Here is a 14,155-nt window from a genome sequence, read left to right on the forward strand (position 1 = left end):
ACGGCCGTGCCTCTTCATGGGCCTAACGCCGAGCGCCGAAGCGATCAGCGCAGGTGCCGTACGCAAGGAGCGTCATGACCGAGCAGATCCACGAGTCCTCCGGTACGACTTCGCACGACTTTCTGACCGAACAGATTCGCGCCTTGTGTGCAGAGGTACTGACCGTCGACGTCGAGCGGATCACCCCCGGCACCCGCCTGATCGGCGATCTGGAGGCCGACAGCCTGGACTTCGCGGAACTCGCGGACCGGCTCGCCACGCAGTACGGGATCGCCGGCATCGAGGACACCTTGCGGGCCGCAGAGACCGTGGGCGATGTGGTGGAGCTCGTCCGGGGTGCTCCGCAGCTCCCCGATATCCCCGCACAGCGCGACGCAAGCGCCGGCACGTGAGCGGCGGCCGGCCACGCCGTGTGGTGGTCACCGGGGTCGGCGCGCACACCGCGTCCGGTCCTTCGACGCCGGCGCTGTGGCGTGACCTGCTGGCGGGGCGGCCGGCCGCCGCCCCGATCGCCGCGTTCGACGCGCGGCGGCTGCCGGCCCGGGTCGCCTGCGAGGTGGGCGACTTCGAGAAGCCGGCGTGCCTCGCGGCCAAGCAGGCCGCGCGCGCCGACCGGGCCTCGCTGCTCGCCGTGGCGGCCGCCGCGCAGGCCGTCGCGGACGCGGGCGGGCTGCACGCCGCGCCGGAGCGGCGTGGTGTGGTGACGGGCACGGCGAACGGCGGTGCCCTCACCCGCGAGCACGGACTTCTCGACGGCGGCCCGTCCCCCGGCTACGTACCGGCGTACATGCCGAACGCGGGAGCCGCGCTGATCTCGATGTGCCTGGACATCACCGGGCCGAGCCTGTGCGTCTCGACGGCCTGCACGTCGGGCGGCCATGCGGTGGGCGAGGGCGCGCAGTTGATCCGGTACGGGGCCGCGGACGTGGTGCTCGCGGGCGGTCACGAGGCGTGTGTGACGCCGACGATCCTGCTCGCGTTCGCCAAGGCGGGCTCGCTCGCGCCGGGCCTCGACCGGGCCGCGGAAACGTCACGCCCCTTCGACGTGGACCGGCGCGGCTTCGTCCTCGCGGAGGGCGCGGCGTTCCTGGTCCTCGAGGAGTACGAGGCGGCGCGGGCCCGGGGCGCACGGATGTACGCCGAACTCGCCGGGTACGGGCGCACCTCGGACGCCCACCATCTGACCGCGCCGCCCCCGGACGGCGCGGGAGCCGCGGCCTGTATGCGCGCGGCCCTGGCCGATGCGGAGGTCGCATCCGGCGAGGTGGTGCACGTCAACGCGCACGCCACGTCGACGCCGGCCGGTGATGTGGCGGAGTCGCGGGCGATCGCGGAGGTGTTCGGCGAGTTCGGTGTGCCGGTGACCGCGACCAAGTCCGTGACCGGGCACACGATCGGGGCCTCGGGAGCGGTGGAGGCGGTGGTGTCCGCGCTGTCCGTGCACCACTCGCTGGCCCATCCGACGGCGAACCTGCGGCGCAGGGATCCGCTGTGCCCGGTGGACGTGGTCACCGGCAAGCCGCGGGAACTCCCGCCGGGCGGCGCGGTGCTGAGCAACTCCTTCGGCTTCGGCGGCCACAACGCCTCGCTGGTGCTGCGAGGGGTGCGGCCGTGAGCGAGTGGCGGGACGGGAGAGGTGGGGCCGTGAGCGCATCGCCTGAAGCGAGGGCCGCGAGCGCATCGCGGAATGCGAGAAACCCGGCCGCGAGCGCATCGCCCGACGCGAGGAGCGCTGCCATGAGTGGCTGGCGTGAGGTGGGCGAGGCGCTGGTGCGTTCCGGGTTCATCAGCCCGTCCGTGGCCTGCGCCGTGCCCGTCCCCTTCGACCGGTCCGCCGTACCGGTCGACCGGCCCGATCCCCTCCCTCGCACCGGCCCCCTCGACCACCGCGACCGTCCCCGTGTGGCCGTCACGGGAATCGGCGTGGTCACCCCCGCCGGATGGGAACTCCCCGTGTTCTGGCGGACGTTGCTGGCCGGGCGCGGCACCGCGACGCCCGTGGAACGGTCCGACACCCGCGGCCTGCCCACCCGTTTCGCCTGCCAGCTGCCGCCCGGCTTCGACCCGGGCCGGTATCTCGCCCCGAAGACCCTGCGGCGCAGCGCCCTGTTCACGCAGTACGCCGCCGTGGCCGCTCTCGACGCTCTCGCCCAGGCGGCAGGGCCCCGGGCGCCCGGGCCGTGGTCTGCGGTACGGGCGGCGGGGGCGCGGAGATCTGGGAGGAGCAGGCCGCGGTGCTCCGCAGACGGGCCGCCGTGGACCGGATGACCTGGCCCAAGGCACTCCCGTACGCGGCCGCCGCACTGATCGCCCGGCTCACCGGACGGCAGGGCCCCTGTCTGACGGTGTCCACGGCCTGCGCCTCGCGGACGACCGCGATCGGCGAGGGCGCGCGGCTGATCCGCGAGGGCATCTGCGACACCGTGCTCGCCGGGGCGGCCGAGGCCCCGGTGACCGCGCTGTCCCTGGCCGGGTTCTCGCGGATGGGCTCCCTGTCCACCCGTAACGAAGCTCCCGCGCTGGCCTCGCGGCCCTTCGACGCGGACCGGGACGGCTATGTCATCGGCGAGGGCGCCGCGTTCCTGCATCTGGAGCGCTGGGATCTCGCGGCGGCCCGCGGGGCGCCCGTGCTCGCCGAGATCTCGGGGTATGCGCAGACCTGCGACGCCCACCACATCACGGCCCCGCGCCCGGACGGCTCGGTCGCCGCCGACTGCATCCGGCGCGCGCTCGCCGACAGCGGGCACGCCCCGCACGAGATCGGCCATGTCAACTGCCATTGCACGGCAACCGAGTTGAACGATCCGATGGAGGCACGCGCCCTGCGCGCCGTCTTCGACGGCCGCCCGCCGCCGGTCACCGCGCCCAAGAGCGTGCTCGGCCATCTGCTCGGCGCGGCGGAGGCCGCGGAGGCGGTGGTCGCGGTGCTCGCCGCGCACCACGGCCTCGTGCCGCCGGTGGCCAATCGCGACCGGACGGCACCCGACGGCCCGCTCGACGTGGTGGCGGGAGCGCCGCGCCCGCTCGGACGTCTGCCCGTCGTCTCCACCTCCTTCGGCTTCGGCGGGCACAACGCCTGCCCGGTCGTCACACCGAGCACCACGGAGTGAGCAGTGCATCGACTGGCCGAGTTCCTGCTCGATCCCAGCGCGGGCCCCGAGGACTTCGCCCGCTTCCCGCTCCCGGACACGTACCGGGCCATCACCGTGCACCGCGCGGAAGCCGGGATCTTCGCCGGCATCCCGTCACGTGAACGGGATCCGAGTCTTTCGCTGCACCTGGACCAGGTGCCCGTGCCCGAAGTCGGGCCCGGCGAGGCGCTGGTGGCGGTGATGGCCTCGTCCGTGAACTACAACACCGTCTGGTCCGCGCTCTTCGAGCCCCAGCCGACGTTCCGCTTCCTCCAGGAGTACGCGCGGCGCCGCCCGGAGGGCCGCCGCCACGACCTGCCGTACCACGTGCTCGGCTCCGATCTCGCGGGCATCGTGCTGCGCACGGGCCCCGGCGTGACGCGCTGGCGGCCCGGGGACAGCGTCGTCGGGCACTGCCTGGTCACCGAGCTCGACCATCCCGACGGACACGGTGATCCGCTGCTCGACCCCGAGGCGCGCATCTGGGGATACGAGACGAACTTCGGCGGTCTCGCCGACCTCGCTCTCGTCAAGTCCGGTCAACTCCTGCCGAAACCAGCCCACTTGACCTGGGAGGAAGCTGCGGTCTCCGGGCTGGTCAACTCCACCGCGTACCGGCAGCTCGTCTCGGCGAACGGGGCCCGGATGAAGCAGGGCGACACCGTGCTGATCTGGGGTGCGGCGGGCGGCCTCGGGTCGTACGCGACGCAGTACGTCCTGGCCGGAGGGGGTTTCCCGGTCTGTGTGGTGTCCTCGCCGGCGCGGGCCCGGCTGTGCCGTGCGATGGGTGCGGCCCATGTGATCGACCGGGAGGCGGAGGGTTTCCGCTTCTGGACGGACGACGCGACGCCGGACCCGCGGGAGTGGCGGCGCTTCGCGCGCCGCGTGCGGGAGCTCACCGGCGGCGAGGAGCCGGACATCGTCTTCGAGCATCCGGGCCGCGACACCTTCGGCGCCTCGGTGTACACGGTGCGCAAGGGCGGCGCCGTCGCCACCTGCGCCTCCATCACCGGAGCGCAGCACCTCTACGACAACCGCTACCTGTGGACCCGCCTCGTCCGGATCGTCGGCACGCATTTCGCGCACCACCGCGAGGCGTGGGAGGCGAACCGGCTGATCGCCAAGGGCCGTATCCATCCCACTCTTTCGGCTCTCTATCCGCTCCAGGAGACCGCGGAGGCGGTACGGGCGGTGCGCGACGGACTGCGGCCGGGCAAGGCGGGCGTGCTCTGCCTGGCGCCGTCCGCGGGTCTCGGCGTCACCGACCAGGAACTGCGCATACGGCATCTGCCGGCGATCAACCGGTTCCGGACCTCATAGCCTCGGGTCCCGCCGTACGGCCGGCCCTCACTCCCCCGGGACCACCACCACCGGACCGTGCGCGTGGTGCAGCACCGCGTTCGTCACCGACCCCATCATCAAGGCCTCGGGACGCAGCCGGCGGCGGTGGCGGCCGACCACCGTGAGCGCGGCCGAGCGCGAGGCCGTGACCAGCCGGCCGGCCGGGTCGCCCGCCGTCGCGACCTGTGCGACCCGCACCGACGGGTGGCGGGCGGTGAACGGGGCGAGGCGGGCCGACTGCGCCGCCGCCAAGCTGTCGCCCGCCCCCGTGGAGCTGTCCGCCATTTCCCCTACGACGAGCAGCGAGGTCAGCGGCACCAAGTACGTGGAGACGACCTGGAGTTCGGCCCCGCGCCGCCCGGCCTCCGTGAACGCGAAGTCGATCACCGCGTCGGCGGTCTCGTCCGGAGCCAGGCCGAGGACGACCCGGTCCGCCGCGTCCGTACGGTCCGCCGTGCGCTCGGCGTGCGGCACGATCACCACCGGGCACGGCGCCTGCGCCGCCAGTTTGCGGCCGGTCGAGCCGAGCAACAGGGCGGCGAACCCGCCGAGCCCGCGGGAGCCCACGACGAGGAGCTGCGCCTTGGCGGCGGCTTCGGCGAGCGCGCGGGACGGCACGCCGTCCACCGTCGAGTACGTCACCGGGACGGCCGCGCCCTCGGCGCGGGCCAGCACCCGTTCCCGTACGGCATCGTCGAGCTCCTCGACGATCTGCGGGGGCAGCGGGACGTACTCCGGCGACGGCTGCACCGCGGACTCGCCGCGTACATGCACCGCGAGCACCTCCATGTCCCTGACCCGCGCGGCCTCCATCGCCCACGCGAGGGCGGTGAGGCTGTGCTCCGAACCGTCGACTGCTGCGATCACTGGCGCGTGCGTGCTCATGTCTCAAGCGTCCTGCGTACGAGACCGGCGCGGCAGGGACGAAAGTCCTCTGCCGCGCCGGGTTCCGGAACGGGCTCTCAGCCCGGAATGACCTCGATCCGCCTGCCGTCCGCGAGGTACATCGGCAGCTGCGGCAGCCCCGTGTCGACGGGGAACTCCTGCCCGTGCGCCAGACTCGCCAGCGCGAGCGGACCGAGCGCCGCCTGGGCGCGCGGGGCCGGGGAGTCGCCCCAGTAGCGCACGTGCTCCTTGAGCGCGTCGGCCAGCGTCCGCGCGAACTTCTCGTGATCACGGGCGAGGAAACGGTGGAAGAGGCTCACCGGCTGGTACTCGACGGCATCGACGAACTCCAAGGGCGCACGGCTCACCTCGTCCCCGTACGACGCGGAGATGGCCTCGCCCAGCTTCTCGGCCACGTCGTCGATCGGGCACTCGGGGGTGAAGTACGCCTGCAGGGTGCCGATCCAGTGCAGCAGATACGTGTCGGCGGTCGCGTCCTGACGCAGGACGTCGAGGGGCACCTGGCCGAGGCGCTGGATGCGGCCCCGGTCGCGGCAGATCACGGCGAGATAGAACGCGTCGAGCCAGGCACGGGCGTCCGCCGGCGGGTTCGCCGGGAAGGCGGGCAGCGGGCGTTCGAGATCGTCGCCCAGGGCGCAGGTCTGCGCCTCGGCACCGGTGAACAGCGCGGAGCCGAGCTGCAGCGCGGTGGCCCAGGCGTCCCAGGTGTCCGCGAGTGCGGCGTCGGGGTCGTCCGCGCAGTGCGCGAGCGCGAGATCGACGAGCTGCCGGAAGGCCGCGTCGAGCCCACCGGGATTCCGGGACAGGCCGGCGATCGACTCGGCGGCGGTACGCGTCAGTTCGGCGATGTCGTGCGCCGCCCGGTCCGCCGCGGGGCTGCGCAGGCGTCCCGCGTCGTCGAGGTGCACCAGTGTCCGCAGGCGGGTGAGCAGCTCCGCCGGCGGCTGGATCGAGAAGGTCTTCGTCTCCTCGTCGATGTGCGTGAGGCAGGTGATCCGCCCCTTGTGCCACCAGTACAGCCGCGGCGACAGCGAGCCGGGGCCGTCCTCGTACGCGCCAAGTCCGTACTTCGCCAGGTCGTTGATGGCCTCGGCCACCGAGCCGTCGGCGAGCGGGTGGTACGCGATCAGATGGCGGGTCGGCACGACGAAGAGGGCGCCCGCCTTCGGCAGGGCGGTGCTGGTCGCCTCGTAGTGCAGCTGGTCCAGATAGAGGGCGCGGCTCGCCACGAACGGCGAGTCCCCGTAGACGGAATGGAGCACCGCCCGGCCTTCGAGCGCGATCTCCTCGTACCGGAAGGGTACTTGCAGAAGGTTGTCGTAGCCGGCGTCCCACAACGCGTCCTCGTCCGCGACGCGTTCCACATCACGGTCGGTGAGGATCCGTACGGTGGTGGGCTGGTCGAGGGCATACGCGAAGACGAGCCCTTCGGCGATCCGGCGGGTGTACCGCATCGCCTGCAGCGTCTCGGCGGTGAACGAGTCCTGCGCGAGGAGTCTGCCGTGCACGGCGCGCAGGATCTCCTCGCGGCTCTCACCACCCGTGCCCGCCGACCTCAGCTGCGCGAAGTGCTGCTCGACCAGGGCCGGCCACTGGTCCTCGGCCGTGTCCCGGCATCTCTGCGCGAGGTTGCGCAGCCCGTAACTCCCGTTCCGCATATGGGGTGCGGCCAGTTCCCGCAGGCGCGCGGCCTGTGCGGGGCTGAGCATGGACAGTTCGGCGTCGGTCACGCTGCGGCTCACATCCTCGTTCATCCGTACGACCCTAAAGGGCATTGCGGAAGCGAAACCGGCCGGGTCCGTACCCACGCCGGACGGCCCCAACAGGAAAGAGAGGACCCGCCGTTGGGGCGGCGGGCCCTCTCGTGGTGCTGTGGTCAGGGGTGGCTCTTCACGGTCCTGTCACCAGGGTGGTTCTCAGGCCACCGAGCCGATCCGGCCGGCCGGCTGCGCCGAGCCGTCGTGGTGGATCGGGGTGTGGGCGCCGGTCAGCGAGACACCGCTGCCGCCGCGCCGCGCCGCCACGATCTCGGCGGCGATGGACAGGGCCGTCTCCTCGGGCGTCCGCGCACCGAGGTCGAGGCCGATCGGCGAGCGGAGGCGGGCCAGTTCGAGCTCCGTGACGCCCACCTCGCGCAGCCGCTTGTTGCGGTCCTCGTGGGTGCGGCGGGAGCCCATGGCGCCGATGTAGGCGACGGGAAGCTTGAGTGCGTGCTGCAGGAGCGGCACGTCGAACTTGGCGTCGTGGGTCAGTACGGCGAGCACCGTGCGGCCGTCGACCTCCGTGCGCTCCAGGTACTTGTGCGGCCACTCGACGACGATCTCGTCCGCCTCGGGGAAGCGGGTCCTCGTCGCGAAGATGGGGCGCGCGTCGCACACGGTGACGTGGTAGCCGAGGAACTTGCCCACCCGGACCAGCGCGGACGCGAAGTCGATGGCACCGAAGACGATCATGCGCGGGGCCGGCACCGAGGACTCGACGAGCAGCGTGAGCGGCTGTCCGCAGTGGGAGCCGTCCTCGCCTATGGAGACCGTCCCGGTCTTTCCGCCGTCGAGCATCGCCGAGGCCGAGGCCGCCGCGGTGCGGTCGAGTTCGGGGTGACCGCCGAGGCCGCCTTCGTACGAGCCGTCGGGACGGACGAGCAGGGCGCGGCCCATGACCTCGGCCGGACCGTCGGTGATCCGCGCCACCGCGGCCGCCTCCCCCGTGGCGGCCGCGGCCAGCGCAGCGGCGAACACTCCCCGTCCCGGAGCGTCCGCACGAACAGGGGTGACGAGGATGTCGATGATGCCGCCGCAGGTCAGACCGACCGCGAAGGCGTCCTCGTCGCTGTAGCCGAAGCGTTCGAGCACGGTCTCGCCGTCCTCCAACGCCTGCAGGCACAGGTCGTACACCGCCCCCTCCACACACCCGCCGGAGACCGAACCGATGGCCGTGCCCTCGCTGTCGACGGCGAGCGCGGCACCCGGTTGCCGGGGCCCGCTGCCGCTGACCGCCACCACGGTGGCGATCGCGAAGTCGCGTCCCTGCTCGACCCACCGGTTCAGCTCTTCGGCGATGTCCAGCATTTCGGTCTCCTTTGACAGACGGAGCGGGTGTGGGAGGGGTACGCCCCAGGCGGTCGCTAGTGCGAGCCGCCGAAGGCGAAGTAGAAGATGAAGACCGCGGAGAGGATCCACATCAGCGGGGAGGGGTCGCGCCACTTGCCCTGCGCGGCCTTGATGGCGACGTAGGCGATGACACCCGCGCCGACACCGGTGGTGATGGTGTAGGTGAAGGGCATCAGGACCACGGTCAGGAAGACCGGAACGGCGACGGAGTAGTCGCTCCAGTCCACGTGGCGGGCGTTCTGCAGCATCATCGCGCCGATCACGACGAGGGCCGCTGCGGCCACCTGACCCGGCACCAGCTGGGTGAGCGGGGTGAAGAACAGGCAGGCGGCGAAGAGCAGACCGGTGACCGAGGCCGAGAGGCCCGTACGGGCGCCCTCGCCGACTCCGGTCGCGGACTCGATGAACACGGTCTGGCCGGAGGCACCGGAGACACCGCCGACGGCGCCACCGGCACCGTCGATGAACAGGGCCTTGTTGAGACCGGGCATCTTGCCCTTGCTGTCGGCCAGCTTGGCCTCGGAGCCGACGGCGATGATGGTGGCCATCGCGTCGAAGAAGCCGGCGAGGACCAGGGTGAAGACGATCATTCCGACGGTGACGTAACCGAGGTCCGCCCAGCCGCCGAACTCGACATCGCCGAAGAGGGTGAAGTCGGGCATCGAGGTGATCGAGCCGTGCAGTTCGGGTGCGGCGCCGTTCCAGGCCTTCTCGGAGATCCAGCCGAAGGAGGTGGCGGCGATGGACGCGATGGTGCCGATGACGATGCCGATCAGGATCGCACCGGGCACCTTGCGGGCCTGCAGCATGAAGATCAGGACGAGCGTGATGCAGAAGAGCAGCGTCGGCGCTCCTGCCAGTTCGCCGGCCTTGCCCAGAGTGACCGGGGCCGCGGGGTTGCCGATCCCGACGAAGCCGGCCTTGACGAAGCCGATCATCGCGATGAAGAGACCGATACCCATGGTGATCGCGTGCTTCAGGGGCAACGGGATCGCGTTCATGATGACTTCACGGACACCGGTGACCACGAGAAGCATGATCACGACGCCGTAGATGACACACATGCCCATGGCCTGCGGCCAGGTCATGTCGGGGACGACCTGGGTGGCCATCACACCGGAGACACTCAGGCCCGCGGCGAGCGCGAGCGGGACCTTGCCGATGAAGCCCATCGCCAAGGTGGTCACCGCGGCCGCGAGGGCCGTGGCGGTGATCAGGGCCGGCTGGCTGAGCTTGTTGCCGTCCACGTCGGGACCGCCGAGGATCAGCGGGTTCAGCAGAAGGATGTACGCCATCGCCATGAAGGTGGTGATGCCGCCTCGTACTTCACGGCCGAGCGTGGAACCACGCTGGCTTATGTGGAAGTACCGGTCGAGCCATGAGCCACCGGACGGTGGCGTGGTGCCGCGGCCCGAGTCATCGGGTTCGGAGACCTTCGGCTCTGTGTACTGCTGGGTCATGGTGCCTACTCCCAAGGTTCATAGGGGCACCCGCATGCGGTCTGCGAGATTTGGGATTGCTCTGGGCTGCACGACCCGGGGGACGGCCCGAGACGGACGGGGGAGTTCTTTCGGCGTCCGCGAGCGGTGCGGGTGCCGGTGGTGCGGGCGGGGAGTGTCTGGTTGCTGCCGGAAGACTTGACCTATGACTTCTCGGCAACTCCGCCGCCTGCGGCGGGAGTCGGGCGACCTGTTGTACGAGTCACCGTCGTCCCGGTGGGAGCCGGGGCCGGCGGCCGAAGCCGCCGGACCCCGCGTCCCGGGTGCGTCACGTACCGGTGATGTGCTCCGGACGCACCGGCGTCTTGGTGAGTTCCAGACCCGTCGCCGCCCGGATCGCCGCGAGGACGGCCGGGGTCGAGGACAGGGTCGGGGCCTCGCCGATCCCGCGGACGCCGTACGGCGCCTTCGGGTCGGCCATCTCGATGTAGTCGACCGGGATGGTCGGGGTGTCGAGGATGGTCGGGAGGAGGTAGTCCGTGAAGGAGGCGTTGCGCACCTTCGCGGTCTTCGGGTCGACGATGATCTCTTCCATCACCGCGACGCCCAGGCCCTGGGTGGTGCCACCCTGGATCTGGCCGACCACGGAGAGCGGGTTGAGCGCCTTGCCGACGTCCTGGGCGCAGGCGAGCTCGATGACCTTGACCAGGCCGAGCTCGGTGTCCACCTCGACGACCGCGCGGTGCGCCGCGAAGGCGTACTGCACGTGGCCGCGGCCCTGTCCTGTCACCCGGTCGAAGGCCTCGGTGGGCTGGTGGCGCCACTCCTCCTCGACCGAGACGACCTCGTCCTCGAGGACGTCCACGAGGGACGCGAGGACCTCGCCCGAGTTGGTGACGACCTTGCCGCCCTCGAAGAGGAGCTCCTCGGTCGCCCACGCGGGGTGGTACGAGCCGAACTTGCGCCGGCCGATCTCGAGGACCTGCTGGCGGACGAGCTCGCAGGAGTTCTTGATCGCGCCGCCGGTCATGTAGGTCTGGCGGCCCGCGGAGGTCGAACCGGCCGAGCCCACCTGCGTGTCCGCGGGGTGGATGGTGACCTGCTGGACACCGAGCTCGGTACGGGCGATCTGCGCGTGGATGGTGACGCCGCCCTGGCCCACCTCGGCCATCGCGGTGTGCACGGTCACTACCGGCTCACCGTTGATGACCTCCATGATGATCTTGGCGGTCGAGTAGTCGTCGAAGCCCTCGGAGAAGCCGACGTTCTTGATGCCGACCGCGTAGCCGACACCGCGGACGACGCCTTCGCCGTGCGTGGTGTTGGACAGACCCCCCGGCAGCGCGCGGACGTCCGCGCCCTCGCTGGACTCCCACTGGCGCTCCGGCGGCATCGGACGCGCCTTGACGCGGCGGAGCAGCTCGGCGACGGGGGCGGGCGACTCGACCGGCTGCCCGGTCGGCATGATCGTGCCCTCCGACATGGCGTTCAGCTGACGGAACTCCACCGGGTCCATGCCCAGCTTCGCGGCCAGCTTGTCCATCTGGGCCTCGTAGGCGAAGCAGGCCTGGACCGCGCCGAAGCCGCGCATGGCGCCGCAGGGCGGATTGTTGGTGTAGAGGCCGATCGCCAGGATGTCGACGTTGTCGACGACGTACGGGCCGACCGAGAGGGACGAGGCGTTGCCGACGACCGATGCCGTGGACGAGGCGTAGGCGCCGCCGTCGAGCACGATCTTGCACTTGAGGTGCGTGAGCTTGCCGTCCTTGGTGGCGCCGTGCTCGTAGTAGAGCTTCGCAGGGTGGCGGTGCACGTGGCCGAAGAAGGACTCGGTGCGGTTGTAGACCATCTTGACCGGCTTGCCGGTGCGCAGCGCCAGGACCGAGGCCTGGATCTGCATCGAGATGTCCTCGCGGCCGCCGAAGGCGCCGCCGACGCCGGACATCGTCATCCGCACCTTCTCCTCGGGCAGGCCGAGGCAGGGGGCGATCTGCTTGAGGTCCGAGTGCAGCCACTGGGTGGCCACGTACAGGTCGATGCCGCCGTCCTCGGCGGGCACGGCGAGGCCGGACTCCGGGCCGAGGAAGGCCTGGTCCTGCATGCCGAAGGTGTACTCGCCGGTGACGATGACGTCGGCCTTCTTGGCCGCCTCTTCCACGTTGCCGCGCACGATCGGCTGGTGGTGCACGATGTTCGGGTGCGGCACGAACGGCGAGTGGTGGTCGTCGCGGTTCTCGTGCACGAGGATCGCGTCCTCGGCCAGCGCCGAGGCCTCATCGGTGATGAGCGGCAGCTCGCGGTACTCGACCACGATCTTCGCGGCGGCGCGGCGCGCGGTCTCCGGGTGGTCGGCGGCCACGAGGGCGATCGGCTCACCGTGGTGACGGACCTTGCCGTACGCGAGGACCGGGGTGTCCTGGAACTCCATGCCGTAGTTCTTCGCGGCCGGCAGGTCGTCGGCGGTCAGGACCGCGTAGACGCCGTCCATCTTGAGCGCCTCGGTGGTGTCGATCGACACGATCTCGGCGTGCGCGACGGTGGAGCGCAGGGTCTGGCCCCAGAGCATGTCCTCGTGCCACATGTCCGAGGAGTACGCGAACTCACCGGTCACCTTGAGGGTGCCGTCGGGGCGCAGCGTGGACTCGCCGATGCCGCCCTTGTTGTACTTCTGGGTGACGTTGGTCGGCGCACCCGTGGTTGTGCCAGCCATGATCAGACCGCCTCTTCCTGACGGGCGGCCGCCAGGCGGACCGCGTCGAGGATCTTCTCGTAACCGGTGCAGCGGCAGAGGTTGCCGGAGAGGGCCTCGCGGATGTCGGCGTCCGACGGGGACGCGTTGCGCTCCAGGAGCTCGTCCGCGGCGACCAGGAGACCGGGGGTGCAGAAACCGCACTGCACGGCGCCGGCGTCGATGAACGCCTTCTGGATCGGGGAGAGCTCGCCGCCCTCACCGGTCTGGCCGTCGGTGCCCTTGGCCTGCCACTGACGGGCCTGCTGCAGGTCGGTGCCGCCGCAGACGGTGCCGCACGCACCGCCCGGGTGGGCCTCGTCGCGGTGCTTGGCGTAGTCGGCCAGGCCCTCGACGGTGACGATCTCGCGGCCCTCGGCCTGACCGGCCGCGACCAGACAGGAACAGACCGGCACGCCGTCGAGACGCACGGTGCACGAGCCGCACTCGCCCTGCTCGCAGGCGTTCTTCGAACCCGGCAGGCCCATGCGCTCGCGCAGGACGTACAGAAGGCTCTCGCCCTCCCAGACGTCGTCGGCTTCCTGCTTACGGCCGTTGACAGTGAAATTGACGCGCATGGTTACGCCGCCCCTTCAAGCTTGCGGCCCTCGCCGCGGTACGACTCCCAGGTCCACATCAGGTTGCGGCGGGCCATCACACCGACCGCGTGGCGGCGGTAGTTGGCGGTGCCGCGCACGTCGTCGATCGGGTTGCACGCACCCGACGCGAGCGTCGCGAACTCCTTGGCGATGGACGGGGTGATGATCTTGCGGCTCTCCCAGAAGCCACCCTCTTCGAGGGCCGCGTTCAGGAACTCCTCGGCCGCCTTGGCCCGGACCGGGGTCGGGGCGGCGGAGCCGATGCCGGTGCGCACGATGCGCTTCTCCGGGTGCAGCGCCAGGCCGAAGGCGCAGACGGCGATGACCATCGCGTTGCGCGTACCGACCTTGGAGAACTCCTGCGGGCCCGTGGCCTTCGGGATGTGCACCGAGCGGATCAGCTCGTCGGCCTCGAGCGCGTTGCGCTTGACGCCCTTGTAGAACTCGTCGATCGGGATCAGGCGCACACCGCGCGCCTGCGACTCGACCTCGACGTGCGCGCCGGAGGCGAGCAGCGCCGGGTGCGAGTCACCGGCCGGCGAGGCGCAGCCGAGGTTGCCGCCGACGCCGCCGCGGTTGCGGATCTGGGGCGAGGCGACCGTGTGCGAGGCGCGGGCCAGGCCCGGCAGCTCGGTCTTCAGGTTCTCGATGATCTGGGTGTACGGAACCGAGGCGCCGAGGACGACCTTCTCCTCGCCGACCTCCCACTGGCTCAGCTCCGCGATGCGGTTGAGGTCCAGGAGGTACTCGGGGCGACGGTGATCGAAGTTGATCTCGACCATGACATCGGTGCCACCCGCAATCGGCACAGCTGTGGGGTGCTCAGCCTTCGCGGCGAGCGCCTCCTCCCAGCTGGCGGGGCGAAGGAAGTCCATGTACGGCTCTCTTCTACGTCTCGGGT

At 71.3% G+C, this 14,155-nt stretch carries 12 protein-coding genes; 5 read left to right on the plus strand and 7 right to left on the minus strand.

Features of this window, described 5'->3' with window-relative positions:
* Positions 1 to 74 precede the first annotated feature (74 nt).
* The 5 genes from H9Y04_RS10275 (at position 75) to ccrA (ending at position 4,451) form a co-directional block, all read left to right on the plus strand.
* Positions 75 to 392 (plus strand): acyl carrier protein, encoded by a 318-nt coding sequence (locus H9Y04_RS10275; protein ID WP_187813420.1) that lies wholly within the window; start codon positions 75 to 77, stop codon positions 390 to 392.
* Complete coding sequence (locus H9Y04_RS10280; RefSeq protein WP_187813421.1) at positions 389 to 1,615, plus strand: beta-ketoacyl-[acyl-carrier-protein] synthase family protein; 1,227 nt, start codon at positions 389 to 391, stop codon at positions 1,613 to 1,615. Before H9Y04_RS10275 ends, H9Y04_RS10280 begins: the two co-directional genes overlap by 4 nt.
* 122 nt (positions 1,616 to 1,737) lie before the next feature.
* Positions 1,738 to 2,268: a beta-ketoacyl synthase N-terminal-like domain-containing protein gene (locus H9Y04_RS10285; RefSeq protein ID WP_187813422.1), complete on the plus strand. Its 531-nt coding sequence runs from the start codon at positions 1,738 to 1,740 to the stop codon at positions 2,266 to 2,268.
* The gene (locus H9Y04_RS47945) at positions 2,235 to 3,110 is read left to right on the plus strand and encodes a beta-ketoacyl-[acyl-carrier-protein] synthase family protein (protein ID WP_368858428.1); all 876 of its coding nucleotides are present in this window, start codon (positions 2,235 to 2,237) and stop codon (positions 3,108 to 3,110) included. Before H9Y04_RS10285 ends, H9Y04_RS47945 begins: the two co-directional genes overlap by 34 nt.
* 3 nt (positions 3,111 to 3,113) lie before the next feature.
* Entirely contained in the window at positions 3,114 to 4,451 is a 1,338-nt protein-coding gene (gene ccrA / locus H9Y04_RS10295; RefSeq protein WP_187813424.1) for a crotonyl-CoA carboxylase/reductase, read from the plus strand.
* A 27-nt stretch (positions 4,452 to 4,478) separates the two neighbouring features.
* On the opposite strand, the gene H9Y04_RS10300 is transcribed toward ccrA, so the two are convergent.
* From H9Y04_RS10300 to H9Y04_RS10330, 7 genes are all read right to left on the minus strand, one after another.
* Positions 4,479 to 5,357, minus strand: coding sequence for a universal stress protein (locus H9Y04_RS10300; protein ID WP_187813425.1), 879 nt, complete (start codon positions 5,355 to 5,357; stop codon positions 4,479 to 4,481).
* A gap of 77 nt (positions 5,358 to 5,434) precedes the next feature.
* Positions 5,435 to 7,132: an immunity 49 family protein gene (locus H9Y04_RS10305; protein WP_187813426.1), complete on the minus strand. Its 1,698-nt coding sequence runs from the start codon at positions 7,130 to 7,132 to the stop codon at positions 5,435 to 5,437.
* A 162-nt stretch (positions 7,133 to 7,294) separates the two neighbouring features.
* A complete protein-coding gene (locus H9Y04_RS10310) occupies positions 7,295 to 8,446 on the minus strand; it encodes an XdhC family protein (RefSeq protein ID WP_187813427.1) in 1,152 nt (383 codons plus the stop codon).
* Between the two features lie 56 nt (positions 8,447 to 8,502).
* Positions 8,503 to 9,948 carry an NCS2 family permease gene (locus tag H9Y04_RS10315; protein WP_187813428.1) on the minus strand — a complete coding sequence of 482 codons (1,446 nt, stop codon included), beginning with the start codon at positions 9,946 to 9,948 and terminating at the stop codon, positions 8,503 to 8,505.
* Positions 9,949 to 10,255: 307 nt separating this feature from the next.
* Positions 10,256 to 12,637: a xanthine dehydrogenase family protein molybdopterin-binding subunit gene (locus tag H9Y04_RS10320; protein ID WP_187813429.1), complete on the minus strand. Its 2,382-nt coding sequence runs from the start codon at positions 12,635 to 12,637 to the stop codon at positions 10,256 to 10,258.
* 2 nt (positions 12,638 to 12,639) lie between these two features.
* The gene (locus H9Y04_RS10325) at positions 12,640 to 13,233 is read right to left on the minus strand and encodes a (2Fe-2S)-binding protein (RefSeq protein WP_187813430.1); all 594 of its coding nucleotides are present in this window, start codon (positions 13,231 to 13,233) and stop codon (positions 12,640 to 12,642) included.
* Between the two features lie 2 nt (positions 13,234 to 13,235).
* Positions 13,236 to 14,129 carry an FAD binding domain-containing protein gene (locus tag H9Y04_RS10330; RefSeq protein WP_187813431.1) on the minus strand — a complete coding sequence of 298 codons (894 nt, stop codon included), beginning with the start codon at positions 14,127 to 14,129 and terminating at the stop codon, positions 13,236 to 13,238.
* Positions 14,130 to 14,155: the final 26 nt, after the last annotated feature.

This window comes from Streptomyces polyasparticus, from assembly GCF_014493765.1.
GTDB lineage: Bacteria > Actinomycetota > Actinomycetes > Streptomycetales > Streptomycetaceae > Streptomyces > Streptomyces polyasparticus.

What these genes read in the sequence shown, in the direction of transcription:
- H9Y04_RS10300 (WP_187813425.1), bottom strand. Translation starts at nt 5,357, where the DNA reads ATGAGCACGCACGCGCCAGTGATCGCAGCAGTCGACGGTTCGGAGCAC.
- H9Y04_RS10275 (WP_187813420.1), top strand. Translation starts at nt 75, where the DNA reads ATGACCGAGCAGATCCACGAGTCCTCCGGTACGACTTCGCACGACTTT.
- H9Y04_RS10330 (WP_187813431.1), bottom strand. Translation starts at nt 14,129, where the DNA reads ATGGACTTCCTTCGCCCCGCCAGCTGGGAGGAGGCGCTCGCCGCGAAG.
- H9Y04_RS10285 (WP_187813422.1), top strand. Translation starts at nt 1,738, where the DNA reads ATGAGTGGCTGGCGTGAGGTGGGCGAGGCGCTGGTGCGTTCCGGGTTC.
- H9Y04_RS10315 (WP_187813428.1), bottom strand. Translation starts at nt 9,948, where the DNA reads ATGACCCAGCAGTACACAGAGCCGAAGGTCTCCGAACCCGATGACTCG.
- H9Y04_RS10320 (WP_187813429.1), bottom strand. Translation starts at nt 12,637, where the DNA reads ATGGCTGGCACAACCACGGGTGCGCCGACCAACGTCACCCAGAAGTAC.
- H9Y04_RS10325 (WP_187813430.1), bottom strand. Translation starts at nt 13,233, where the DNA reads ATGCGCGTCAATTTCACTGTCAACGGCCGTAAGCAGGAAGCCGACGAC.
- H9Y04_RS10310 (WP_187813427.1), bottom strand. Translation starts at nt 8,446, where the DNA reads ATGCTGGACATCGCCGAAGAGCTGAACCGGTGGGTCGAGCAGGGACGC.
- H9Y04_RS10305 (WP_187813426.1), bottom strand. Translation starts at nt 7,132, where the DNA reads ATGAACGAGGATGTGAGCCGCAGCGTGACCGACGCCGAACTGTCCATG.